23 protein-coding genes are annotated in these 25,342 nt (G+C 67.7%); 14 read left to right on the forward strand and 9 right to left on the reverse strand.

Annotated elements, in window-relative coordinates; all coding sequences use genetic code 11:
• Window positions 1–84 precede the first annotated feature (84 nt).
• Together GJG85_RS15310 and GJG85_RS15315 are read left to right on the forward strand one after the other, a co-directional pair.
• Window positions 85–2,154 (forward strand): bifunctional 2',3'-cyclic-nucleotide 2'-phosphodiesterase/3'-nucleotidase, encoded by a 2,070-nt coding sequence (locus GJG85_RS15310; protein ID WP_050018162.1) that lies wholly within the window; start codon window positions 85–87, stop codon window positions 2,152–2,154.
• Between the two features lie 8 nt (window positions 2,155–2,162).
• Window positions 2,163–3,014, forward strand: coding sequence for a tetratricopeptide repeat protein (locus GJG85_RS15315; RefSeq protein ID WP_050018163.1), 852 nt, complete (start codon window positions 2,163–2,165; stop codon window positions 3,012–3,014).
• A 500-nt stretch (window positions 3,015–3,514) separates the two neighbouring features.
• Here the strand turns inward: GJG85_RS15315 and GJG85_RS15320 are convergent, their stop codons facing one another.
• Window positions 3,515–4,144 (reverse strand): type VI secretion system amidase effector protein Tae4, encoded by a 630-nt coding sequence (locus GJG85_RS15320; protein WP_080334426.1) that lies wholly within the window; start codon window positions 4,142–4,144, stop codon window positions 3,515–3,517.
• On the reverse strand, window positions 4,126–4,731 hold the full coding sequence (locus tag GJG85_RS15325) for a hypothetical protein (RefSeq protein WP_235356331.1): 606 nt from the start codon (window positions 4,729–4,731) through the stop codon (window positions 4,126–4,128). The genes GJG85_RS15320 and GJG85_RS15325 overlap by 19 nt, the downstream gene beginning before the upstream one ends.
• Before the next feature lie 490 nt (window positions 4,732–5,221).
• On the opposite strand from GJG85_RS15325, the gene GJG85_RS15330 reads away from it, so the two are divergent.
• The 3 genes from GJG85_RS15330 (at window position 5,222) to GJG85_RS15340 (ending at window position 7,379) form a co-directional block, all read left to right on the forward strand.
• Window positions 5,222–6,142 carry a biotin--[acetyl-CoA-carboxylase] ligase gene (locus GJG85_RS15330; protein ID WP_050018164.1) on the forward strand — a complete coding sequence of 307 codons (921 nt, stop codon included), beginning with the start codon at window positions 5,222–5,224 and terminating at the stop codon, window positions 6,140–6,142.
• A complete protein-coding gene (locus GJG85_RS15335) occupies window positions 6,139–6,939 on the forward strand; it encodes a type III pantothenate kinase (RefSeq protein ID WP_050018165.1) in 801 nt (266 codons plus the stop codon). Before GJG85_RS15330 ends, GJG85_RS15335 begins: the two co-directional genes overlap by 4 nt.
• Before the next feature lie 197 nt (window positions 6,940–7,136).
• On the forward strand, window positions 7,137–7,379 hold the full coding sequence (locus GJG85_RS15340) for a hypothetical protein (protein WP_050018166.1): 243 nt from the start codon (window positions 7,137–7,139) through the stop codon (window positions 7,377–7,379).
• Window positions 7,380–7,395: 16 nt separating this feature from the next.
• On the opposite strand, the gene rfaE2 is transcribed toward GJG85_RS15340, so the two are convergent.
• From rfaE2 to GJG85_RS15370, 6 genes are all read right to left on the reverse strand, one after another.
• A complete protein-coding gene (gene rfaE2 / locus GJG85_RS15345) occupies window positions 7,396–7,881 on the reverse strand; it encodes a D-glycero-beta-D-manno-heptose 1-phosphate adenylyltransferase (RefSeq protein WP_012329309.1) in 486 nt (161 codons plus the stop codon).
• Window positions 7,882–8,052: 171 nt separating this feature from the next.
• Entirely contained in the window at window positions 8,053–8,931 is an 879-nt protein-coding gene (locus GJG85_RS15350) for a diiron oxygenase (protein WP_011353352.1), read from the reverse strand.
• 466 nt (window positions 8,932–9,397) lie between these two features.
• Window positions 9,398–10,624 (reverse strand): patatin-like phospholipase family protein, encoded by a 1,227-nt coding sequence (locus GJG85_RS15355; RefSeq protein WP_050017804.1) that lies wholly within the window; start codon window positions 10,622–10,624, stop codon window positions 9,398–9,400.
• Window positions 10,625–10,648: 24 nt separating this feature from the next.
• Window positions 10,649–11,389 carry a PhaM family polyhydroxyalkanoate granule multifunctional regulatory protein gene (locus tag GJG85_RS15360; protein ID WP_204383435.1) on the reverse strand — a complete coding sequence of 247 codons (741 nt, stop codon included), beginning with the start codon at window positions 11,387–11,389 and terminating at the stop codon, window positions 10,649–10,651.
• 81 nt (window positions 11,390–11,470) lie between these two features.
• Window positions 11,471–12,298: an enoyl-CoA hydratase/isomerase family protein gene (locus tag GJG85_RS15365; protein ID WP_089488857.1), complete on the reverse strand. Its 828-nt coding sequence runs from the start codon at window positions 12,296–12,298 to the stop codon at window positions 11,471–11,473.
• 140 nt (window positions 12,299–12,438) lie between these two features.
• Window positions 12,439–13,431 (reverse strand): fumarylacetoacetate hydrolase family protein, encoded by a 993-nt coding sequence (locus GJG85_RS15370; protein ID WP_050017801.1) that lies wholly within the window; start codon window positions 13,429–13,431, stop codon window positions 12,439–12,441.
• A gap of 129 nt (window positions 13,432–13,560) precedes the next feature.
• Here GJG85_RS15370 and GJG85_RS15375 point away from each other — a divergent pair, with 129 nt between their 5' ends.
• The 5 genes from GJG85_RS15375 (at window position 13,561) to metH (ending at window position 20,326) form a co-directional block, all read left to right on the forward strand.
• Window positions 13,561–14,427 (forward strand): IclR family transcriptional regulator, encoded by an 867-nt coding sequence (locus GJG85_RS15375; protein ID WP_204383437.1) that lies wholly within the window; start codon window positions 13,561–13,563, stop codon window positions 14,425–14,427.
• A 113-nt stretch (window positions 14,428–14,540) separates the two neighbouring features.
• On the forward strand, window positions 14,541–15,791 hold the full coding sequence (locus GJG85_RS15380) for a DUF3108 domain-containing protein (protein ID WP_050017799.1): 1,251 nt from the start codon (window positions 14,541–14,543) through the stop codon (window positions 15,789–15,791).
• A 247-nt stretch (window positions 15,792–16,038) separates the two neighbouring features.
• On the forward strand, window positions 16,039–16,296 hold the full coding sequence (locus tag GJG85_RS15385) for a DUF3567 domain-containing protein (protein ID WP_006477667.1): 258 nt from the start codon (window positions 16,039–16,041) through the stop codon (window positions 16,294–16,296).
• Window positions 16,297–16,499: 203 nt separating this feature from the next.
• Window positions 16,500–17,567, forward strand: a complete 1,068-nt coding sequence (locus tag GJG85_RS15390) for a homocysteine S-methyltransferase family protein (RefSeq protein ID WP_050017798.1) — start codon at window positions 16,500–16,502, stop codon at window positions 17,565–17,567.
• Window positions 17,568–17,608: 41 nt separating this feature from the next.
• Window positions 17,609–20,326: a methionine synthase gene (gene metH / locus GJG85_RS15395; protein WP_050017797.1), complete on the forward strand. Its 2,718-nt coding sequence runs from the start codon at window positions 17,609–17,611 to the stop codon at window positions 20,324–20,326.
• Between the two features lie 94 nt (window positions 20,327–20,420).
• On the opposite strand, the gene GJG85_RS15400 is transcribed toward metH, so the two are convergent.
• On the reverse strand, window positions 20,421–20,744 hold the full coding sequence (locus GJG85_RS15400; protein WP_006489103.1) for a DUF1840 domain-containing protein: 324 nt from the start codon (window positions 20,742–20,744) through the stop codon (window positions 20,421–20,423).
• Window positions 20,745–20,944: 200 nt separating this feature from the next.
• On the opposite strand from GJG85_RS15400, the gene argS reads away from it, so the two are divergent.
• The 4 genes from argS (at window position 20,945) to GJG85_RS15420 (ending at window position 25,248) form a co-directional block, all read left to right on the forward strand.
• Window positions 20,945–22,726: an arginine--tRNA ligase gene (gene argS, locus GJG85_RS15405; RefSeq protein WP_050017796.1), complete on the forward strand. Its 1,782-nt coding sequence runs from the start codon at window positions 20,945–20,947 to the stop codon at window positions 22,724–22,726.
• A 120-nt stretch (window positions 22,727–22,846) separates the two neighbouring features.
• Window positions 22,847–23,746, forward strand: coding sequence for an SPOR domain-containing protein (locus tag GJG85_RS15410; protein WP_124556186.1), 900 nt, complete (start codon window positions 22,847–22,849; stop codon window positions 23,744–23,746).
• 70 nt (window positions 23,747–23,816) lie between these two features.
• Entirely contained in the window at window positions 23,817–24,455 is a 639-nt protein-coding gene (locus tag GJG85_RS15415) for a thiol:disulfide interchange protein DsbA/DsbL (protein WP_011694426.1), read from the forward strand.
• Window positions 24,456–24,474: 19 nt separating this feature from the next.
• Window positions 24,475–25,248 (forward strand): SDR family oxidoreductase, encoded by a 774-nt coding sequence (locus tag GJG85_RS15420; protein ID WP_050017794.1) that lies wholly within the window; start codon window positions 24,475–24,477, stop codon window positions 25,246–25,248.
• Window positions 25,249–25,342 lie beyond the last annotated feature (94 nt).

Raw genomic sequence — 25,342 nt, forward strand, 5'->3', positions numbered from 1 at the left:
CCGCACCTCAGGCCGTCGGCGCGCCGCGCCGCCATTCGTGCGTACCTCGCGTTTCATAAAACAGAACACCGAACAGGACAACCGATGCGTCTCCCCCCGCTTTCCCGCCGCCACGTGCCGGCCGCCGCCGCGCTCGCCAGCCTCGCCTTCGTCCTCGCCGGCTGCGGCGGCGACGACGTCACCGCCACGCCGCCGTCGCAGCCCGAGGCCCAGGCGCCCGTCGGCACGACGGCCACGCTCGCGCTGCTCGAGACGACCGACCTGCACACCAACGTGCTGTCGTACGACTATTTCAAGCTCGCCGCCGACAATTCGCTCGGCTTCGAGCGCGTGTCGACGCTGATCGCGCAGGCGCGCAAGCAGTACCCGAACACGCTGCTGCTCGACAACGGCGACACGATCCAGGGCACCGCGCTGTCGGACTACCAGGCGCTGGTTAAGCCGGTCGGCTGCGACCAGACGCTCGCGATCTACAAGGTGATGAACGCCGCGAAATTCGACGGCGGCGGGATCGGCAACCACGAGTTCAACTACGGGCTGCCGTACCTGTCGCAGGTGACCGGCAACACGTTCGAGGTCGACGGCCTGCCCGCGCCCGCCCAGCAGAAGAAGTGCGCGGGCCCGAACTTCCCGCAGGTGCTCGCGAACGTGATCAGCGCGAAGACCAATGCGCCGCTGTTCACGCCGTACACGATCCTGACGCGCACGGTGACGGCCACGACGCCGGACGGCAAGACGGTCAGCGCGCCCGTGAAGATCGGCATCATCGGCTTCACGCCGCCCGCGATCATGAACTGGGACAAGCGCTGGCTCGACGGCAAGGTCTATACGACCGGGCTGAAGGAAGCGGCCGAGAAGTACATTCCGGAGATGCGCGCGAAGGGCGCCGATCTCGTCGTCGCGATCTCGCACGGCGGCCTCGACAATTCCGCGTACTCGCCGACGATGGAAAACGGCAGCTGGTGGCTGTCGAAGGTGTCCGGCATCGACGCGATGCTGATCGGCCACTCGCACCAGGTGTTTCCGGACGCGAACAGCACCGTCGCGCAGTTCAACCTGCCGGGCGTCGACAAGGTCAAGGGCACCGTCAACGGCGTGCCGACCGTGATGGCCAACTACTGGGGCAAGCACCTCGGCGTGATCAAGCTTGGCCTTAAGTTCGACGGCAAGACGTGGATCGTCGACAAGTCGCTAACGACCGTCGAGGCGCGGCCGATCCAGAACGCCGACAAGAGCTACGTCGCGGCCGACCCGTCGGTCTCCGCCGCGATCGCGGCCGAGCACCAGGCGACGATCGACTACGTGAAGACGCCGATCGGCTCGACCGACTACCGGATGAACTCGTACTTCGCGGACGTCGGCGATCCGGGCGCGATCCAGATCGTCAACGAGGCGCAGGCCGACTACGTGAAGACCTACGTGCAGGCGAACCTGCCGCAGTACGCGTCGCTGCCGGTGCTGTCGGTCAGCGCGCCGTTCAAGAGCGGCTTCGGCGGCGGCACCGACTACACCGACGTCGCGCCGGGCGCGCTCGCGATCAACAACGCGGCCGACCTGTACCTGTATCCGAACACCGTGTACGCGGTGAAGGTGAGCGGCGCCGACGTGAAGAACTGGCTCGAGACGGCCGCGAAGCGCTTCAACACGATCGACCCGACCAAGGCCACCGTGCAGCCGCTCGTCAGCACCTTCCCCGGCTACAACTTCGACATGTTCACGTCGGCCGATCTCGCGTATGAAATCGACGTCACGCAGCCGGTCGGCAGCCGGATCCGGAACCTGACGTACAAGGGCGCGCCGATCGACCCGAACGCGCAGTTCATCGTCGCGACCAACAACTACCGCGCGAGCGGCGGCGGCAATTTCCCGGGCCTCGACGGCAGCAAGACGATCTTCGCGTCGCCCGACGCGAACCGCGACGTGCTGATCGCGTTCATCAAGAAGCGCGGCGCGATCACGCGCGCGGCCGACGGCGCGCAGCGCAGCTGGCGCTTCACGAAGCTCGCGAGCTCGGTCGCGCACGTGCGGTTCGCGTCCGCGCCGAACCGCCTCGGCGACGCGGCGGCGGCCGGCCTGACCGGCATCACGCAGGTCGCGGCCGACGACGGCTCGGGCAAGAACCTCGCGACCTACGAGATCGACCTCACGCAATGAGACACACGATGCAACCGATCCGGACGATGCGGCCCGCCGAAACCGGCTTCGCCGCCGCCGCGCGGCGCGTGCTGCGCGCGAAACTCCCGCCCGCCGCGCTGCTCGCGACGGCGGCCGTGACCGTCGCGGCCGTCGTCGCGGCGACCGGCCTGCGCGGCGCCGGCCCCGCGCCGAGCGCCGCGCAGCTCGACGAATGGCAGGCGATGGTCACGCAGGCGACCGAGCCGCATGCGCTGGCGCAGTTGCGCACGCTCGCGCGCCGCGGCTCGGGCGCCGCGCAGGCGGCGCTCGGCATCGCGCTCGTCGATGCGCATGAACCGGGGCTGCGCGACGAGGGGCGCGGCTGGCTGGAAACGGCCGCGGCGGCGGACAAGGCCGACACGGCCGACGCGCCGGCTGCGCGGCGCGCGCAGCTCGCGCTCGGCAAGGCGTTGCTGCTCGGCAGCGGCGATCTCCCGAAAGACTATGCGCGCGCCCGGACGCTGCTCGGTGCAGCGGCCTCGGACGGCGACCCGGCCGCCGCGTATTACCTCGGGCTGATCTACCGCAGCGGCTACGGCATCGCGGCCGACCCGGTGCAAGCCGCGCACTGGTTCGACATCGCGTCGCGCGCGGACATCCCGGCCGCCGACTTCATGCTCGCGAACGCGTACCGCGACGGCAGCGGCGTGCCGCGCGACGACGCGCGCGCGCTCGCGCTGTATCGCCGCGCCGCCGAGCACGAGCTGCCGGAAGCCGTGCAGACGCTCGCGATGGCCTATCGCAACGGCGAACTCGGGCTTCGGCCCGATGCGGACGAATTCCACGCGCAGTGGATCGAGACCGCGCACGCGCTGAAGCACCCGGTGGTTGCGCCGTGACGGCCGTTCGGCCGGGGGGCGCGTGGGCGTGACCCGGCCGAACGGTGATTGCTTCGCATGCGTCATCCTCGCACCGCGCATTGGTATCGATCCCCGCAACCGGAATCGGCCTGCGCGACGGCAGTGGCGCACCAACCGTTCGACCGGTGAAGGATCGTCTGTTCATCCGGTACGCCACTTAAGCAGCCGGGAAACATAGGGCTCAAGGTAGAACAGGCCCGCGAGTATGGTTCCAATGCTGAGCGTGGTGCTCCATCTCTTGCATGACCAGCGTCTATACGCCAGTACATTGACGACGCAGAAAAACAAGGCAGGCCCCAGCAAGTACGCCAGAAACAATACTCCCTGCCACCATGAGGTCGGGCACTTGTCGATCTCGTAACAACCGCGAGCCGGTGTGCCTGCAAGTTTCGGCCAATTGATATGGCTGTAAACGTAGAGGTAAAGCCAAGTTAACAGCAAACCACCAAGCCCCCCCAAAAGCACAATCGCAAACCGCTTCACTTGATCTCCCAAAACAAGACTGAATTCGATTTCCCGAGATCGGAATAGCTGAGACTTGGGAAGACATTCGCTCCTTGCCGAAACGACACCATCCCGATATATCGCCCTATCGTCGACGCCGCACCCCAGAAACCATTCATCGTCATTCGAGAGCCATTCCAAAGATCAATGTGACCGCCGCTCGCATTCAATTCCGACTCGCCTGCACGCGCCCAGTAACCATCGAACATCACAATACCAGTACGCCCTTTTATTTTCGCCTCCCAGTCCGCTCCGGTAATCACCTCCGCCCTTCCGAGACCGGCAAATGGCTGCAGGTTGAGCCACGAGCCGAGTTCATTGGCGCGCGTGGCCGTTGCCTTTCCATTCAACAGAATTCGCCCAATACTACGTTGACCGCCGAGAGGCCTGACGAGCCTCGATGAAAATGACTTCATGTCGACACCAACACGGTGCAAGGCGACACTTATACGAATAGCGCACTGATTCGTATAGGCCGGATCGTTGTATGGATTCCCTGATGGATAGGCATCCCACAACGATTTGAATGTCACCGCGTGAAGCTGTACTACCTTGGTGGATCGAGGGATCGTATTCGCTCTCACCGTTATCGGTCTGTTGGGCATGGCGTCCAGTCTGGGTGGGCGAGCGCATCTTCGCCCCAATAGATCGTATAACTGCCAGCGGGCTCGGTACCGATGCGTGGCAGTTGGCCATTCGTACCGACACGCCCCGCATACGTGCGTCCGTCGGTCATTTCGATCAAATAGGGATAGCTTTGCGGCAACGTCGTGCCGATGCCGACACGTACCTGTTCGTCGTAATCGAGCGTGATATCCGCTCTCGCCGTCGCAACCGGCGCTTCGTCCTCGGGCGTTGGAGTGTGTCTATTCTCCAGAAGCTCAGTCGCCTCATGCGAAGTCAGGATCATCCTCATGCCCCGCTCGGCATAGAACACCGGCGGCGGATTGCACCCGCATGCATTGATATCCCCACTCAACGCCCATCCCTGACCATTCGGTGCCCTGCCAGGCAAGCGCGGACCTTTCGGCGCGACAAACCCAACCTGCTCGCAAGCCGTGCAGTAGGTTTTCATGTAGAGCGTGGCGATCTGCACACGCGGCGGCGGATTGGAACACGTGACGTATTCCAGTCCCTCGGTGATCGTCGCGCTGCCGCCCCGATCACCCTTGGCGAGGAAATAGCGAATCATGCGGCGCCACCTCGGCTCATCGCGCCCGAGCAACGCTCATCTGCGAAAGTACCGGGCGCCGCACATTCGACGACGGTCGGCCTGCCAGCCGCATACCGGCCGCCACTAGCCATCAACCGGCCGACAACAGCCAACGAAGACTCGAGTAACCATTGCTGGCCATCATTCATCCGGATTCCCTCTCGTCGCTATCAGCGCAAATCTCATCGCACCAAAATGCACGACCGGCACAAGGAAATCCATCATACGAATTCGAAATCCCGATCAATCGATATCGGTCGACGACGTTTCGTCAATCGATCAACCGGAATGTCGGCGCTACATTGATTCCAGCTCATATGCACGCGACTACCTGCGTGCCACTTCTCCCGATTCGGTACGAGCACATTCGCGCGAAGCGTCGCACATCAATCGGCCCCTGCCGCCCGAGGAAATGACCGTCGCCCCACTTGCCGACGCGCCCACGCCCCCTGTCGCTACAATAGGCGCCATGAACGCCCCCACCTCCTCCGACACGCCCGATTCCGGCGACGCGCACATCGCGCGCAACCGGCTCGAGGCGCACCTGGACGCCGCGCCGCGTGCGTGGCCGCTCGACATCGTCGCCGCCACCGGCTCGACCAACGCCGACGTCGCGACGCGGCTCAAGGCGCTGCCGCGCAAGGCGAACGCGCTGCCCGCGCCGCTCGTACGCGTCGCGTTCGAACAGACGGCCGGCCGCGGCCGGCAGGGCCGCCCGTGGTTCGCGCAGCCCGGCAATGCGCTGCTGTGCTCGGTCGGCTGCATCGTGCCGCGCGCCGTCGATGCGCTCGGCGGCCTCAGCATCGCGATCGGCGTCGCGCTCGCCGAAGGGCTGGCCACGCTGCCGCTCGACGCCCGCATGCGCGTCGCGCTCAAATGGCCGAACGACCTGCTGCTGACGGCCGACGACGACGGCGCGCCGCGCATCGTCGGCAAGCTCGCCGGGATCCTGATCGAAACCGTCTGGACCACCGCCGACGCCACCGCCGTCGTGATCGGCTTCGGCATCAACGTGCGCGGCGCAGAAGCCGTCGCCGCGCAGGTCGACGCGCTGCGCGCGCGCGAAGCCACGCTCGCGAGCGGGCTACCGCCCGCCGCGCTGTCGATCGCGTGCGCGTCGGCGAACCTCACCGATACGCTCGCCGCGTCGCTGAACGCGCTCACGCCCGCGCTCGCGCAGTTCGGCACCGACGGCCTCGCACCGTTCCTGCCACGCTGGCACGCACTGCACGCGTACGCGGGCCGCGAAGTCGTGCTGCTCGAACAGGGCGTCGAACGCGCGCGCGGCATCGCGACGGGCATCGACACGACCGGGCAGCTGCTGCTCGACACGCCGAGCGGCGTACAAACGATCGCAGCCGGCGACGTATCGCTGCGCGAAGCGCAATGAGCGAACCGCACCTGCTGATCGACGCCGGCAACAGCCGGATCAAGTGGGCGCTCACCGACGCGCGGCGCACGCTCGTCGACACGGGTGCGTTCGGCCACACGCGCGACGGCGGCGCCGATCCCGACTGGTCGATGCTGCCGCGACCGCGCGGCGCGTGGATCTCGAACGTCGCGGGCGCCGACGTGGCCGCACGGCTCGACGCGCTGCTCGACGCGCGCTGGCCGGGCGTGCCGCGCACGACGATCCGCTCGCGCCCCGCGCAATGCGGCGTGACGAACGGCTATACGACGCCCGACCAACTCGGCAGCGACCGGTGGGCCGGCCTAATCGGCGCGCATGCGGCGTTTCCGGGCGAGCATCTGCTGATCGCGACGTTCGGCACCGCGACGACGCTCGAGGCACTGCGCGCGGACGGCCGCTTCACCGGCGGCCTGATCGCGCCGGGCTGGGCGCTGATGATGCGCGCGCTCGGCACGCACACCGCGCAGTTGCCGACGCTGACCACCGATATCGCCAGCGGCCTGCTTGCGGGCGCGCAGGCCGAACCGTTCCAGGTCGATACGCCGCGCTCGTTGTCGGCCGGCTGCCTGTACGCACAGGCCGGGCTGATCGAACGCGCGTGGCGCGATCTCGTCGCCGCGTGGCAGGCGCCGGTGCGGCTCGTGCTGGCCGGCGGTGCGGCGGACGACGTCGCGCGTGCGCTGACGGTCCCGCATACGCGGCATGACACGCTGATCCTGTCCGGGCTCGCGCTGATCGCAACGGACGCGGCCGGCCCGGCGACGGCGCAGGATTGATGTAAAGGCGCCGGCATCCCGGCGGCGCGTGGCGACGCAGACCGAAGCGGGCCCACGTCACGCCGACGATGCAATACGCGCGGTGCCGCACCAGCGGCCCGCACGCATGGTCGACAGAAGCCATGAAAGAAGCCGGCCATGCGGCCGGCTCGACTGAACGACGTCAACCACGTCGATGACGACAAGGAGTTTCGACGATGCTGCGCTGGCTGATCGCTGTTCTCTTTCTCGCCAACATGCTCGCGTTCGTGGTGGCGCGCGGCGTGTTCGGGCCGCTGCCGGCGGCCGGCCCGCGCGAGCCCGGCGTGCTGTCGCGGCAGGTGCAGCCCGACGCATTGCGCGTGACCCCGCTCGCGCGGGCAACCGACCAGCCCGTCGTCGGCGGCCCGATCGCCGCGCCGGCCGTCACGACCGCACCGCTCGCGGCATCGACCCCGTGACGGCGCCGGGCCGCGCTCAGGACTGTTGCGCGCGCACCTTCTTCAGCAACGCAGTGGTCGAGCGGTCGTGCTCGAACGGAATCGCGAGCGCCCGGCCGCCCCAGCCGCGCACGAGCGCGGATTCCGGCAGCGCGTCCATGTCGTAATCGCCGCCCTTCACGAGGATGTCCGGACGGACGGCCTCGATCAGCGACACGGGCGTCTTTTCCCCGAACGTCACGACCCAGTCGACGCTTTCCAGCGCCGCCAGCAATGCCGCACGATCCTCTTCGCGGTTGATCGGCCGGTCGTCGCCCTTGCCGAGCATGCGCACCGACGCATCGCTGTTCACGCCGACGATCAGGCACGCGCCGAGCGCTTTCGCATCGGCGAGATACGTGACGTGACCGCGATGCAGGATGTCGAACACGCCGTTGGTGAACACGACGGGCGACGGCAGCGACGCGCGCAGTGCAACGAGGGCATCACGGGTGATCAGCTTGCGTTCGAAGGTGGCGGACATGATGGAGATCGGACGGAATGAACGACGGCGCGCGCGACGGCGGCGCCCGATAAAAAGCCCGCCGGACCGGCCGGGCGGGCTTCATGCAACGAACGCGACACGGTGTGCCGTGAGCCGCGCGCGAATCGGGTGCGAATCGGACCCGACTTGCGCCGGCGGCGCCGGCCAGCCTCAGGCCGGCTGCGCGGCCGACGACGGGCCGCTTTCGGCCTGCAGGCGACCGGTGACTTCCTTGCGGTAGCGGTTCAGTTCCTGCGCGGTCGCGAACGTGCGCTCGAACAGGATCGACAGGTTGTGCAGGATCCGCTCGACGACCTTCTTCTCCCACTCGCCGTCGAAACGGATCTGCTCGTCGAGCCAGCGCTCGAGCCATTCCGGATCGGGCAGGCGCGACTGCACGGTGTCGCGCGGGAACAGCGCCTGGTTCACGTGCAGGTTGGTCGGGTGCAGCGGCTTCTCGGTGCGGCGCGCCGACGCCATCAGCACGCCGATCTTCGCGAATGCGGCGCGGGCGACGTCGCCGCAGTTGTTCAGCGCTTTCTTCATATAGCGCAGGTACGCGCCGCCGTGACGCGCTTCATCGCGCGAAATCGTTTCGTAGATCTGCTTGATGACGGGCTCGGTGTGCCAGTCGGCCGCGCAACGGTACCAGTGGTTCAGGCGGATTTCGCCGCAGAAGTGCAGCATCAGCGTCTCGAGCGGCGGCGCCGGATCGAACTGGAAGCGCACCGCGTGCAGTTCCTCTTCGGTCGGCACCATCTCCGGCTTGAAGCGGCGCAGGTATTCCATCAGCACGAGCGAATGCTTCTGCTCCTCGAAGAACCACACGCTCATGAACGCGGAAAAATCGCTGTCGTGCTGGTTGTCGCGCAGGAACATCTCCGTCGCGGGCAGCGCCGACCATTCGGTGATCGCGTTCATCTTGATCGTCTTCGCCTGCTCGTCGGTGAGCAGCGAAGCGTCGAACTTGTCCCACGGAATGTCCTTCTCCATGTCCCAGCGGACAGCTTCGAGCGACCTGTAAAGTTCCGGATAAAGCATGGTGTTCATGATGGTCCCACCCCTGTTCTGCGCAATGCGACTTCTCTAAACGTGACTGTTGCCGCGCAAGCGCGCCACGCGCGCTTTTTGCAGCCAAGACTGTAATTTTACGCGGGAAACCGGCCCGCCGGACGTCGATTCCTCGTCCGGCAGCCAGGCGGCCGCGTTGCCGCCGTTGGGCATGCCGCAACCCGCTCCGTTCGGACGAAGCCGGCCGCGCTTGCCTGAGTGGGGGCCGGCGCTGGCCGGCTCGTTGGCGCGCCCGTCCCCTGCCCCAGGCGGGTTCCCCGAAAGGTCCCCGTGCGGATGCCGGATCGGCGGGCTGCTCGATATGGTGTATACGGCGGCGGCCATGATAGCACGCGTGCATGACGGTTCCGAGACGCCCGGCCGGTCGCGCGCCGCCTACCTCGGTGCGGCGATCGGTCGCGGCCCACCGTCGCGAAAACGCAACCTTACAGTGCGCCTTCGCGTGTCAGACCCGTATTTCGCCGGTCGCGAGGCCGTCTTCCGGCGGCGTGCCGGCCGCCGGCGCGCTGCCGCCGTCCGCCCCGGCAATCCAGCCGGCGAGCGTCTCCCGCTGGGCCCGGCCGTCGCGGTAGCCGAGCTCGATCAGCTCGCGCGTGAACGCTTCCTCGAACAGCAGGTAGCTGGCGAACGATGCGCCGGTCGGCTGGCTGCCGCCGATCGCGCCGAGCAGCCCGCGCATCGTCGCCGGCATCTGCTTCAGGTGTTTCGCGGCGATCAGCTCGATGCGCTCGGACGGCGCGATCGCGAGCACGTCGACGTGCCGCCAGCCGCTGTCGATCTCGACCTGGTGCGGCAGGTGCTCGATCATCTGGTTGATGTGCTCGATCCGTTCGATGTCCGAGCCGATCGAGTCGAGAAACACGCTCGCGAGCACCTGCTGGCCGATCTGCGCGAGCGTCGGGTAGCCACGGGCCCGTCCCGTGCCGTTCGCGGCCGGGATCTCGGGCCGCGGATCGGCCGCACCGACGACGACGATCCGGTCCGCGCCGAAGTGGATCGCCGGCGACAGCGGCGCGATCTGCCGGATCGAGCCGTCGCCGAAGTACTCGACCTGTCCGTCGAGCACGAGCGGCACGGCGGGAAACACGAACGGAATGGCCGACGACGCGAGCAGGTGCGACGCCGACAGGTCGACGAGCCGCGCGGTGCGCTGCGCGCGCCGCCACGCCTGGATCGGCTCGGCGGCCTGGTAGAACGTGAGGTGCCGGCCGCTCGAATAGCTGAGCGCGGTGACCGCGAGCGCGTGCAGCAGACGCGCCTCGAGCATCTGCTCGATCCGGTGGAAGCTCAGCTCGCGCTGCAGCAGGTGCGCAAGCGGCGTGTTGTCGAGCAGCCCGCGCGGCGAGCGGCGGGCCGCCCAGCCGAACGTCATCGTCGCGAGCCAGCGCGCGCCGGCGCCCGCGATGCCGAGCCAGTCGGTGCGATACACGTAATCGGCGCGCAGCGGCTCCCAGAATTCGAGCAGGCGCCGCACGCCGTGGGAAAAGTCGTCCGCGTGGCTCGCGATCGACGTCGCGTTGATCGCGCCGGCCGACGAACCGCAGATCACCGCGAACGGCACCGTATGCCGCTGCGGATCGGCCTCGCGCGCGATTTCGGCCAGCGCCTTCAGCACGCCGACCTGGTATGCGGCGCGCGCGCCGCCTCCCATCAGAACGAGCGCGAGTCGCATGATCGACCGCCTAGCTGCGCCGCATCACGTCGAGCGCTTCGGCGGACGCGTTTCGGGCGACGAAGCGGCCGCCGCGCGCGCCGCGGCCGAACCGGACGGCTTCGCGCGCTTCGCGGCGGGCTTGCGCGGCGCGGCCGCGGCGGACTTCGTCGCGGGCCCGGGCCCGGGCGCGGCGGCGGCCTCCGGCGGCGCGGCGTCCGGCGCCGCAGGCTGCATGCCCGGTTGCGCCATCGCGAGGCTCGCGAGCTGGTTGAATTGCGTCTGCAGCAGGTTCCACCAGCCGGACGGGTCGAACGGCTGCTGCGCGGGGTCGTCTTCCGCCGCATCGGCCGCATCGGCCGCGGGCGCGGCCTCGCCCGCCGACGCGGGTTTCGCGGCCTGCGCGGCGGCCACGGCCGCTTCCTCGGCCGCCGACATCGAGCTTTGCGCGAACGCGCCGAACGCGCGCAGCGTCGCGAGCGTCGCGCGCTGCACCTCGAGCGCCTGGATCGCGGACTGCAGCATCCCGAGATTGAGCTTCAGCCACTGCTCGACCGCGCGCAGATCGGTGATCCGCTTGTCGAGTTCCTCGACGTTCGTGAGCGGCGACATCATGTCGGACATGCTCGACAGCGACGGCGGCAGCCCGTGCGTGGCGCCCGGAAACGGCGCCATCCCGCCGAACGGCGACATCCGCATCATGTCCCACATCCGGTCCATCATGTCGGCGGGCTGGAACCCGGCAAAGCCGGCGAAAGGGTTGGCGCCGGAGGCATCGGTCGTCATACGGGCATCCTGGTTGACTGGGGGAACGAGGCGGCCGCCGTGCGTCGCGCAGCCGCGCGTGATTCGATCATAGCGCGCACGTCAGAACGGCGCGTCGCCGGGGAACGCGGGCGGGCGCCGTTCGCGCAGCGAGCGGATGCCTTCCTGCACGTCGGGCCCCGAAAAACCCATGAATTCGAGCGCGAGCGACGTATCGAAGGTCGGCCCGGCCGTGCGCAGCCAGTTGTTCAGCGCGTACTTGGTCCAGCGGATCGCCGACTGCGAACCGTGCGCGAGCCGCTCGGCCACTTCGTATGCCTTCGGCAGCAGGTCGGCCGGCGCGACCGCGAGCGAGACCAGCCCGATCCGCTCGGCCTCCTCGCCGCTCACGGGCTCGCACAGCATCAGGTAGTACTTCGCCTTCGCCATCCCGCACAGCAGCGGCCACACGATCGCCGCGTGGTCGCCGGCCGCGACGCCGAGCCGCGTATGGCCGTCGATGATGCGCGCATCCTTCGCGGCGATCGAGATGTCGGCGAGCAGCCCGGCGACGAGCCCCGCGCCGACGGCCGGCCCGTGCATCGCCGACACGATCGGCTTGCTGCAGTTGATCACGTTGTAGACGAGGTCGCGCGCCTCGCGCCACACGCGGGCGCGCACGTCGAAATCGTTCGCCATGTCCTCGACGAGCGCGAGATCGCCGCCCGCCGAAAAGCCCTTGCCTTCGCCGCGGATCACCGCGACGCGCGTGTCGGGATCGCGATCGACGTCGCGCCAGATGTCGGCGAGTTCGCGATGCATGCGCGCGTTCGCGGTCGCGAGGCCGCTGCGGTTCGCGCCCTCGCCGCTCATCACGATGTCGAGCACGCCATGGTCGCGGCGCGTCACCTTCAGTGCTTCGTAACCGCCGTACGCGGCGAGATCGGCCATCTGCTGCTCCTTGTTCGAGGTGCTCGAACGCTTGAATCGAGTGTAGCCAAGCCCGCGCGGTCAAACATCGGGCGAAACCCGGCGCGCGGGCCGAAGCCGGGGTTCGCCGTCGCGTCGCGTTGCGTTACGTACCGCGCCGCTTATGCCGCGCCGTCGGGCGGGGAAACCGACTGCTCGATCGCGCCGAAGATCGACTTGCCGGCCGCGTCGAACATCTCGATGCGCACGGTGTCGCCATGGCGCATGAACTCGGTCTGCGGCGCGCCGTGCTCGATCGTCTCGAGGCAGCGCTTCTCGGCGATGCAGCAGTAGCCGCGCTTCGCGTCCTTGTTCGATACCGTACCGGAGCCGACGATCGAGCCGGCGCGCAGGTTGCGCGTCTTAGCCGCGTGCGCGATCAACTGGCCGAAGTGGAACACCATGTCGGTGCCGGCGTCGGGCTGGCCGACCTTCTTGCCGTTCCAGTGGACGATCATCGGGCGGTGCACGCGGCCCTCGCGCCATTCGTCGCCGAGCTCGTCGGGCGTGACGGCGACCGGCGCGAACGCGGTGGCCGGCTTGCTCTGGAAGAAGCCGAAGCCCTTCGCGAGTTCGGCCGGAATCAGGTTGCGCAGCGACACGTCGTTCACGAGCGTGACGAGCCGCACGGCCTTCAGCGCGTCGTCGGGCGACGCGCTCATCGGCACGTCGCCGGTGATCACCGCGACTTCCGCCTCGAAATCGATGCCCCATTCCTCGGACGGGCATACGACGTCGTCGCGCGGCCCCAGGAAATCGTCGCTGCCGCCCTGGTACATCAGCGGGTCGGTCCAGAATTCGGGCGGCATCTCCGCGCCGCGCGCGCGGCGCACGAGCTCGACGTGGTTCACGTACGCGGAGCCGTCGGCCCACTGGAACGCGCGCGGCAGCGGCGCCATGCAGTTGGCCGGATCGAACGCGAAGGAATTGCGCGCGCGGCCGTGGTTCAGCGCGTCGTACAGGTCGCGCAGCTGCGGCGCGTAGAACGCCCAGTCGTCGAGGACACGCTGCAGCGTCGGCGCGATCGCGTCGGCGATCGCCGCGGTGTGCAGGTCGCGCGACACGACGATCAGCTGGCCGTCGCGCGTGCCGTCCTTCAGCGAAGCAAGTTTCATAGGGAGGATCTGCCGTTGTAGTGACGATGGAGGGAATCTATTTTACGATGGTGAATCCCTGCGGCGCGCCATGATCGCGCACGCCGTTTTCGCCCCGTTTCCTGTCGCATTTTCGCGCACCCGTTGCCCATGCCCGCCAGCCCGCTCCCCGACGACGATCTCGTCGACTCCGATACCGACGACGCCGCTTCCGGCGAACACGGCGAGAAGGTCCGTTCCGGCATCCAGTCGATCGAGGTCGGCTTCCGCCTGCTCGACGTGCTGACGAGGGAGCCGCGCGCGATGATGCTGCGCGATCTCGCGCAGCGCGCGGGCATGAGCCCGGCGAAGGCGCACCGCTACCTGGTCAGCTTCTCGCGGCTCGGCGTCGTGTCGCAGGACCCCGTCTCGGGCCGCTACGAGCTCGGCGGCTTCGCGCTGCAGATGGGCCTCGCGCGGCTCGCACGCGTCGACGGCGTGAAGCTCGCGCGGATCGCGCTGACCGAATTCCGCGACCGTCTCGACCAGACGGTCGGCATCGCGGTATGGGGCAACCAGGGGCCGACGATCGTGCACTGGATGGAATCGAGCCATCCGGCGAAGGCGTCGCTGAAGCTCGGCGACGTGATGCCGCTGCTCGGCTCCGCGACGGGCCTGCTATTCGCCGCGTACCTGCCGCGCAGCAAGACCGCCGCGATGCTCGAGCGCGAACTCGCCGATACGCGCCGCTCGCCGCACCACGGCGGCCCGCGCACGCTCGACGAAGTCGACGCGGTGCTCGCCGACGTGCGCGAGCACCAGGCCGCGCGCGTCGAAGGGATGCTGCTGCCGACGATCCATGCGTTCTGCATGCCCGTGTTCGACGCAGTCGGCGAACTGGCGCTCGCGATCGTCGCGCTCGGCCAGGAAGGCTCGTTCGACATCGCGTGGGGCGGCGAGATCGACACCGCGCTGCGCGCATGCGCGCAGAAACTGTCTTACGAACTCGGCTATAGTCCCGACGCACGCGACGCCTGACACATCCGGTTCACGCGACGTCACGCCTCGCGAACGGGCAGCGCATCCGGCGGTCCGATTCCTGTGGCGCGCGCCGCGCGCCCGACGTCACCCACGCGCCCGACCCTGTTCCGATGCCCAACCAGCCTGCCGACCTTCGCCCGAGTCACGCCCTGCCCCGCCGCTGGCTGCGCGTGGGCGTCGCGCTGGTCGCCGTACTGGTACTGCACGCGCTTGCCGGATTCTGGCTGATGCGCAACCGCGAATCGTTCACGCCGCCGCCGTCCGCTGAGATCCCCGTGCAGATCGAACTGCTGAAACCGCAGCCGATCGAGCGCCAGCCTGCGCCACCGGAACCGAAGCCGGTCGAACGTCCGGCCGCACCCAAGGCTGCCGCGCCGGAGGCCGCCCCGCCGAAACCCGCGCCGTCGCACGAGCCGGTCCTCACCTCCACGCAAACGGCCGAGCACGGCGAACCGCCGGCGGCCGCCGCATCCGCGGCGAGCGGCGCATCGGGGGCTTCGGGCACGCAAGCCGCGTCGGCCGCGGGCACCAGCGCCGCGACGCCGGGGCCTGCCACGAGCGGCGTGAAGTTCGCCGCGCCGCCATCCGGCGACCTGCAATACGACACGTTCTACAACGGCATGCAGAACATGATCGGCACGATCCACTGGCGCACCGACGGGCACACGTACGACCTGTCGGTGTCGATGCCGGTGCCGTTCGTCGGCCCGTTCACCTATCGCAGCGAAGGCCGCATCGACGCGTTCGGCGTCGCGCCCGACCGTTACGTCGAGAAGCGCGGCAAGCGGCCGGAAGACATCGCGATCTTCAACCGCGAGATCCGGCAGGTGGTGTTCACGCGCACGCCGAACAACGCGCCGCTGCCCGACGGCGTGCAGGACCGCTTCAGCATGCTGATGCAGTTGTCGGGGCTGCTGCGCGGCAATCCCGCCGCCTACAAGCCTGGCGTCACGCAGCAGTTCTTCGTGATCGACAACAACAGTGGCGAGACCTGGCCGATCACCGTGATCGGCGACGAGCAGGTGCAGACGCAGGCCGGCATCGTCGGCGCGCGCCACTTCATGCGCCTGCCGCGCCGCGACGGCGACACGCGCCGCATCGACATGTGGCTCGCGCCGTCGCTCGGCTGGCTGCCCGCGCGGCTCGTGCAGACCGAGCCGAACGGTGCGCAGATCGAGCTGCTGTGGCACGGCCGCCTCGCCGCACCGAACGTGCCTGCCGATGCAGCGCCCGGCGGCGCAACGAACGCGCCCACCGCGGCGTCGACGCCCCATGCATCGCCTGCGCCGCCTGCGGAACCGGCGCCATCGACACCGCCCGCGACGATGCAACCACCGGCGGCGTCGACTGTCACACAGTGATAAACGCACATGAATCGGCAATTTCGACCGATTACAGTTTTTCCGGAAATGGCCGATGACATTCTTTAACAACTATTTCAGTCCACCGGCTCACAATGAGAAACGTTTGATAGACATCGGCTTCTAACCGATACACCCCACGCAAACGGGAGAACGGGGTGTGCAGCGCAAGCCCCTTGAAACCGGCAAGGCTTGCCCCACCTAGGGGACAACAAGGCCAGATGCCACTGCGAAGAGGAGTGCCGCCATGCAAATGATCTACAACAGCCCCAATTACTGCGTCGTCGAATTTGCGCCGCAGGCCGGCCATCACCTGATGAATGCCGGCGGATACGAAATCGTCGACAAGAACGCGCAGCGCGAAATCTTCATCGACGGCGAACTTGCCGAACGATTCCGCGCGCACGTGAAGCAGCTGATCGAGGATGAACCGTCGCTCGACGAGGTCGACGAATTCCTCGGACAATTCGACAGCCTGATGATGATGCCCGTCGTGCTGCACTGACGACTCGCGGCCCGGCGCGTCACGCGGCCGGGCCATTCGCCGCGCATCGATGCGGCGCCGCGTGCACTCCGATCCTGCCCCCGTCCGGCTCGCCGGCGGGGGCTTTCCTTTGGCGGCCCGTCCGGCCCATGCGGCGAGGGCCGACGACCGCTTGACGCACCGGCTACAATGACGGTTTTCCCGTCTTCGCCGATTTTCCGCCCATGTCCGCGACTCCTCTCGCCGCTTCCGTCCCGCTCGACGCGCGCTACACGCGCGGCGCCGCCCTGCCCGCGCTGCTGAAATCGCGCATCCTGATCCTCGACGGCGCGATGGGCACGATGATCCAGCGCTACAAGCTCGACGAAGCCGCGTATCGCGGCGAGCGCTTCAAGGATTTCCCGCGCGACATCAAGGGCAACAACGAGCTGCTGTCGCTCACGCAGCCGCAGATCATCCGCGAGATCCACGACCAGTACTTCGCGGCCGGCGCCGACATCGTCGAAACCAACACGTTCGGCGCGACGACCGTCGCCCAGGCCGACTACGGGATGGAAGCGCTCGTCGTCGAGATGAACGTCGAATCGGCGAAGCTTGCGCGCGAATCGGCCGCGAAATACGCGACGCCGACCAAGCCGCGCTTCGTCGCGGGCGCGATCGGACCGACGCCGAAGACGGCCAGCATCTCGCCGGACGTCAACGATCCGGGCGCACGCAACGTCACGTTCGACGAGCTGCGCACGTCGTACTACCAGCAGGCGAAGGCGCTGCTCGACGGCGGCGTCGACCTGTTCCTCGTCGAGACGATCTTCGACACGCTGAACGCGAAAGCCGCGCTGTTCGCGCTCGACGAACTGTTCGAGAACACCGGCGAGCGCCTGCCGATCATGATCTCGGGCACCGTCACCGATGCGTCGGGCCGGATCCTGTCGGGCCAGACGGTCGAGGCGTTCTGGAATTCGCTGCGTCACGCGAAGCCGCTCACGTTCGGGCTGAACTGCGCGCTCGGCGCGGCGCTGATGCGCCCGTACATCGCCGAGCTCGCGAAGCTGTGCGACACCTACGTGTCGTGCTACCCGAACGCGGGCCTGCCGAACCCGATGAGCGACACCGGTTTCGACGAAACGCCCGACGTCACGTCGGGCCTCTTGAAGGAATTCGCGCAGGCCGGGCTCGTGAACCTCGCGGGCGGCTGCTGCGGCACGACGCCCGAGCACATCGCCGAGATCGCGAAGGCGCTCGCCGACGTGAAGCCGCGCCGCTGGCCGAACCAGTACAGCGACAACGCCTGACCGACCGCCCCACGTCCATCATCAAAAGAATTCGCACCGCCATGACCGATCACATGATGCGCCTTGCCGGCCTCGAGCCGTTCAACGTCACGCCCGGGACGCTCTTCATCAACGTCGGCGAACGCACCAACGTCACCGGCTCGAAGGCGTTCGCACGGATGATCCTCAACGGCCAGTTCGACGAGGCGCTCGCCGTCGCGCGCCAGCAGGTCGAGAACGGCGCGCAGGTGATCGACATCAACATGGACGAGGCGATGCTCGACTCGAAGGCGGCGATGGTGCGCTTCCTGAACCTGATCGCGTCGGAGCCGGACATCGCGCGCGTGCCGATCATGATCGACTCGTCGAAGTGGGACGTGATCGAGGCCGGCCTCAAGTGCGTGCAGGGCAAGGCGATCGTGAACTCGATCTCGCTGAAGGAAGGCGAGGACGCGTTTCGCCACCACGCGAACCTGATCCGCCGCTACGGCGCGGCCGCGGTCGTGATGGCGTTCGACGAAACCGGCCAGGCCGATACGTACGCGCGCAAGACCGAGATCTGCAAGCGCTCGTACGACTTCCTCGTGAACGAAGTCGGCTTCCCGCCGGAAGACATCATCTTCGACCCGAACATCTTCGCGGTCGCGACCGGCATCGAGGAGCACAACAACTACGCGGTCGACTTCATCGAGGCGACCCGCTGGATCAAGCAGAACCTGCCGTTCGCGAAGGTGAGCGGCGGCGTGTCGAACGTGTCGTTCTCGTTCCGCGGCAACGACCCGGTGCGCGAGGCGATCCACACCGTGTTCCTGTACCACGCGATCCAGGCGGGGATGGACATGGGCATCGTGAACGCGGGCCAGCTCGGCGTGTACGCCGATCTCGACCCGGAGCTGCGCGAGCGCGTGGAAGACGTGATCCTGAACCGCCGCGACGATTCCACCGATCGTCTGCTCGAAATCGCCGACAAGTTCAAGGCGGGCGGCGCGAAGAAGGAAGAGAACCTCGAGTGGCGCAACCAGCCGGTCGAGAAGCGGCTTTCGCATGCGCTCGTGCACGGCATCACGACCTTCATCGTCGAGGATACCGAAGAAGTGCGCGCGAAGATCGCCGCGGCCGGCGGCCGTCCGATCAACGTGATCGAAGGGCCGCTGATGGACGGGATGAACATCGTCGGCGACCTGTTCGGCCAGGGCAAGATGTTCCTGCCGCAGGTCGTGAAGTCGGCGCGCGTGATGAAGCAGGCGGTCGCGCACCTGATCCCGTTCATCGAGGAAGAAAAGCGGCTGCTCGCGGAAGCGGGCGGCGACGTGCGCGCGAAGGGCAAGATCGTGATCGCGACCGTGAAGGGCGACGTGCACGACATCGGCAAGAACATCGTGTCGGTCGTGCTCCAGTGCAACAACTTCGAAGTCGTCAACATGGGCGTGATGGTCCCGTGCAACGAGATCCTCGCGAAGGCGAAGGTCGAGGGCGCGGACATCATCGGGCTGTCGGGCCTCATCACGCCGAGCCTCGAGGAAATGGCGTACGTCGCGTCCGAAATGCAGCGCGACGACTACTTCCGCGTGAAGAAGATTCCGCTGCTGATCGGCGGCGCGACGACGTCGCGCGTGCACACGGCCGTGAAGATCGCGCCGCACTACGAAGGCCCGGTCGTCTACGTGCCGGACGCGTCGCGCTCGGTGTCGGTCGCGTCGAACCTGCTGTCGGACGAAGGCGCGGCGAAGTATCTCGACGAGCTGAAGTCCGATTACGAACGCATTCGCGACCAGCACGCGAACCGCAAGGCGCAGCCGATGGTCACGCTCGCCGACGCGCGCGCGAACAAGACGAAGATCGACTGGGCCGGCTACCAGCCGGTGAAGCCGAAGTTCATCGGCCGCCGCGTGTTCAGGAACTACGACCTGAACGAACTCGCGAACTACATCGACTGGGGCCCGTTCTTCCAGACCTGGGATCTCGCGGGCCCGTACCCGGCGATCCTGAACGACGAGATCGTCGGCGAATCGGCGCGGCGCGTGTTCTCCGACGCCAAGTCGATGCTCGCGCGCCTGATCCAGGGCCGCTGGCTGACCGCGAACGGCGTGATCGCGCTGCTGCCGGCCAACACGGTCAACGACGACGACATCGAGATCTACAGCGACGAGTCGCGCTCGGAAGTGCTGCTCACGTGGCGCAATCTGCGCCAGCAGAGCGTGCGCCCGGTGGTCGACGGCGTGATGCGGCCGAACCGTTCGCTCGCCGATTTCATCGCGCCGAAGGAGTCGGGTGTGGCCGACTACATCGGGATGTTCGCGGTGACGGCCGGCCTCGGCGTCGACGTGAAGGAAAAGCAGTTCGAAGCCGATCACGACGACTACAGCGCGATCATGCTGAAGGCGCTCGCCGACCGCTTCGCGGAAGCGTTCGCCGAAGCGATGCACGCACGCGTGCGGCGCGAGCTGTGGGGCTATGCGAGCGGCGAGACGCTCGACAACGACGCGTTGATCGCCGAGAAGTATGCGGGCATCCGCCCGGCGCCCGGCTACCCGGCCTGCCCCGACCACCTCGTGAAGCGCGACATGTTCGACGTGCTGCACGCGGACGAGATCGGCATGAGCGTGACCGATTCGCTGGCGATGCTGCCGGCGGCGAGCGTGTCGGGCTTCTACCTCGCACATCCGGACAGCCGTTACTTCTCGGTCGGGAAAATCGGACAGGATCAGCTGGAGGACTACGCGCAACGTATGGCGCTGTCGCTCGACGACGCGCGCCGCGCGCTCGCGCCGCAGCTCTGATCGACGCAAATTTCATCAGACAAAAGAAAAAGCCCGCTCGAACGCGGGCTTTTTTCGTGTCGGGCGAACCGTTCGATCCGCCAGGCAAGGACGCTCAGAAGCCCCAGTGCACGTCGGCCTGGCCCGCCTTCGCTTCGCGCAGCATCGTCAGGAACGGCGCGACGCGCTGGGCCAGGCTCGGCGGCACTTCATGGTGCGCGTGGTCGGCTTCGTCCTCGTGGAAATGGCCGGCGTGCTCGGCGCGCTCCTGCTTCGCCTGCGCGACCGCGCCTTCCAGCTTGGCGATCGCGTGGTCCAGTTCGTCGTGCGTAATGACACCGCGCTCGCCCAGCTGCTTGCCGACGAGACCCAGCACATACACGGCGAAATCCTTCAGCACGTCGAGATCCTGTGCCGCCTTGCTCTTGAACGTAATCATGACAATTCCCTTTTCATCTTGTTGTGCCTGCGCGGCGCGGTTGGGGAACGCCGACAGACCGGCGTCCGGCCTCGCGGACGCGGACCGCCTGAGCGGCATATTAGCACCTGTTAAAATTCTGCGATCCCTGAAACGCGCGCTTAAAAAGCGCGCCGGCGGGCCCGCGTTTCCGGCCGCCACCAACGAAGCCTTCTACCAGCATGCTGCCAGCACACAAACAGACCCTCGAAGCCCTGCTCGCGGATAGCGTCAAGCAGGTCGCACACGCGCTGAAAGGCGCCGACGCGGCGTTCGTCGCCCCCGCCATCACGCTGGAGCGCCCGAAGGTCGCCGCGCACGGCGACGTCGCGTGCAACGTCGCGATGCAGCTCGCGAAGCCGCTCGGCGCGAACCCGCGCCAGCTCGCCGAGCAGATCGTCGCCGCACTGACCGCGCAGCCGGCCGCGCAAGGCCTCGTCGAAGCCGCCGAGATCGCCGGCCCCGGCTTCATCAACCTGCGCCTGTCGGCCGCCGCGAAACAGGCGGTGATCGCCGCCGTGTTCGACCAGGGCCGCGCGTTCGGCACGTCGGATCGCGAGAAAGGCAAGCAGGTGCTGCTCGAATTCGTGTCGGCCAACCCGACCGGCCCGCTGCACGTCGGCCACGGCCGCCAGGCCGCGCTCGGCGACGTGCTCGCGAACGTGATCGCGAGTCAGGGCTATGCGGTACACCGCGAGTTCTACTACAACGACGCGGGCGTGCAGATCGGCAACCTGGCGATCTCGACGCAGGCGCGCGCCCGCGGCCTGAAGCCGGGCGACGCGGGCTGGCCGGAAGCCGCGTACAACGGCGAGTACATCGCCGACATCGCGCGCGACTACCTGAACGGCGAAACGGTCGCCGCGTCGGACGGCGAGCCGGTGAAGGGCGCGGGCGACGTCGAGGATCTCGACGCGATCCGCAAGTTCGCGGTCACGTACCTGCGTCGCGAGCAGGACATGGACCTGCAGGCGTTCGGCGTGAAGTTCGACCAGTACTACCTCGAGTCGTCGCTGTACAGCGAAGGCCGCGTCGAGCAGACGGTCGACGCGCTGGTCAAGGCCGGCATGACCTACGAGCAGGACGGCGCGCTGTGGCTGCGCACGACCGACGAAGGCGACGACAAGGATCGCGTGATGCGCAAGTCGGACGGCACGTACACGTACTTCGTGCCGGACGTCGCGTACCACGTGACGAAGTGGGAGCGCGGCTTCACGAAGGTGATCAACATCCAGGGTTCGGACCACCACGGCACGATCGCGCGCGTGCGCGCCGGCCTGCAGGGGCTGCACATCGGGATCCCGAAAGGCTATCCCGACTACGTGCTGCACAAGATGGTCACGGTGATGCGCGACGGCCAGGAAGTGAAGATCTCGAAGCGCGCGGGCAGCTACGTGACGGTGCGCGACCTGATCGAATGGTCGGGCGGCGCGGCCGCGGGCCAGGAAGCGGCACCCGACCTGATCGACGAGGCGACCATCACGCGCGGCCGCGACGCGGTGCGTTTCTTCCTGATCTCGCGCAAGGCCGATACCGAGTTCGTGTTCGACATCGACCTCGCACTGAAACAGAACGACGAAAACCCGGTCTATTACGTCCAGTACGCGCATGCGCGGATCTGCTCGGTGCTCAACGAACTGAAGTCGCGCTACAACGTCGACGTCGCGCAACTGCCGGGCGCCGACCTGTCGCAACTGACGAGCGCGCAAGCGGCGTCGCTGATGCAGAAGCTCGCCGAGTATCCGGACATGCTCACGCACGCGGCGAACGAGCTGGCGCCGCACGCGGTCGCGTTCTACTTGCGCGATCTCGCTGGCGAATTCCACTCGTTCTACAATGCGGAGCGCGTGCTGGTCGACGACGAAGCGCCGCGCAATGCGCGCGCCGCGCTGCTCGCCGCGACCCGGCAGGTGCTCGAGAACGGCCTGGCGGTGCTCGGCGTATCCGCGCCCGCCAAGATGTAAGGATGTCAGCGCGGCCCCGAACCGGGCCGCGAATGGCCGCGGCAGCACCGGCCGGCGGATGCCCGTCGCCGGATGCCCGCCGCGGCCCTCTCACGATTCTTTTTGCAGGTGACTCAAGCAATGGCACAACCACGCCGAACTTCGAAGCAATCGAAACAAGCAGGAGGGACATTTCTTGGAATCGTGCTGGGCCTGATCGTCGGCCTCGCGATCGCGGTGGTGGTGGCGCTGTACATCACGCGTTCGCCGTCGCCGTTCGTGTCGAAGGTCGCGCCGCCGCCGGCCGACAACGGCGCGAGCCAGCCGCAGCAGTTCGACCCGAACCGCGCGCTGCAGGGCAAGACGCCCGGCCAGCCGGTGCCGCAGGCCGCGCAATCCGCGCCGCCCAACACCGCGCCCGGCCAGGCCGCGAACCAGACCCAGAACGGCCTGCTGCCCGAGCCGCAGATCGTCGAAGTGCCGCCGTCGGGCAACACGAACGGCGCCACCGGCTCGAACAACACCGCCGCGTCGAACAATCCGTCGTCGGGCAACGGCGTCGCCGTCGCACCGAAGCCGGCCGACACCACGCCGCCGCCGAAGAAGACGCAGCAAGCGCAGCAGCAACAGCAGCAAGGCGGCGAGGACGACCTCGCACGCTTCGCCGCGCAGAAGCAGGCGCAGCAGGCCGCCGCGCAAAAGCAGCAGCAACAGCAGCAGGCCGCGAACACGCCGAAGCCGACGTCGTCGGCCGCAGCCGCCGCGGCAACCACGGCGAAGCCGCCGACCGCGAACGACGCGAACACCGGCTACTTCCTGCAGGTCGGTGCATACAAGACGGAAGGCGATGCCGAGCAGCAGCGTGCGCGCCTCGGCTTCCAGGGCTTCGAGTCGAAGGTGTCGAAGCGCGACGTCAGCGGCGTGACCTACTTCCGCGTGCGCGTCGGCCCGTTCTCGAAGTTCGAGGATATGAACTCGGCCCGTCAGCGCCTGTCCGATGCAGGTGTCGACACGGCGGTGATCCGCTTCACGAAGCAGTAAGCCAACCGGCCGCGTCCACGCAGAACCCGTTACGTTCCGTAACCCGAGCAACTGATTCGACGTTCACAACATGAAAAAACTACTTAGCACGCTCCTTCTGTCCCTGGGCCTGGCCGCCGGCCTCGCGCAGGCTTCGCCTGCCGCGCCGGCCGCCGGCAAGGACTTCGAGGTGATGAAGTCGCCGCAGCCGGTGTCCGCGCCGGCCGGCAAGGTCGAGGTCATCGAGTTCTTCTGGTACGGCTGCCCGCATTGCTACGAATTCGAGCCGACGATCGAGGCCTGGGTGAAGAAACAGGGCAACAACATCGACTTCAAGCGCGTGCCGGTCGCATTCCGTGACGATTTCCTGCCGCACTCGAAGCTGTTCTACGCGGTGTCCGCGCTCGGCATTTCCGAGAAGGTCACGCCGGCGATCTTCAACGCGATCCACAAGCAGAAGAACTATCTGCTCACGCCGCAGGCGCAGGCCGACTTCCTGGCTACGCAAGGCGTCGACAAGAAGAAGTTCATGGACGCGTACAACTCGTTCAGCGTGCAGGGCGAGGTGAACCAGTCGGCCAAGCTGCTGAAGGACTACGCGATCGACGGCGTGCCGACGGTCGTCGTCCAGGGCAAGTACAAGACGGGCCCCGCTTACACGAACAGCATCCCGGGTACCGCGCAGGTGCTCGACTTCCTCGTGAAGCAGGTTCAGGACAAGAAGCTCTGATCCCCACCCGCGCGCCGGCATGACTACTCCGCTGAAGGTCTTCATCACCGGCGCGTCGAGCGGCCTCGGCCTCGCGATGGCCGAGGAATACGCCCGCCAGGGCGCCACGCTCGCGCTCGTCGCACGGCGCACCGATGCACTCGATGCGTTCGCGCGGCGGTTCCCGAAGCTGTCCATCTCCGTCTATTCCGCCGACGTGCGCGACGCCGACGCGCTCGCGACGGCCGCCGCGTCGTTCATCGCCGCGCACGGCTGCCCCGACGTCGTGATCGCGAACGCGGGCATCAGCCAGGGCGCCGTCACGGGCCAGGGCGATCTCGCCACGTTCCGCGACGTGATGGACATCAACTACTACGGGATGGTCGCGACGTTCGAGCCGTTCGTCGGCCCGATGACGGCCGCCCGCCACGGCACGCTGGTCGGCGTCGCGAGCGTCGCCGGCGTGCGCGGGCTGCCCGGCTCCGGCGCGTACAGCGCGTCGAAATCGGCCGCGATCAAGTATCTGGAAGCGTTGCGCGTCGAGCTGCGTCCGGCCGGCGTCGGCGTCGTGACGATCGCGCCCGGCTACATTCGCACGCCGATGACCGCGCACAACCCGTACAAGATGCCGTTCCTGATGGACGCCGACCGCTTCGCCGCGCGTGCGGCGCGCGCGATCGCTCGGCAGCACGCGTTCCGCGTGATTCCGTGGCAGATGGGCGTCGTCGCGAAAGTGCTGCACGTGCTGCCGCGCTGGCTGTACGATCGCCTGTTCGAAAAGGCGCCGCGCAAGCCGAAGGCCGGCGCGCACTGAGTGCGTCGCGGATCCGGCGCGCGTCTCGCCGGATCGCTGTCGCGCCGCAGCCTGATCTGCATCGCCATACCGCGCGAATCCGTGCGGATCTCTC

Origin of the sequence: Burkholderia sp. MS389 (assembly GCF_016899425.1) — a bacterium.
GTDB lineage: Bacteria > Pseudomonadota > Gammaproteobacteria > Burkholderiales > Burkholderiaceae > Burkholderia > Burkholderia sola.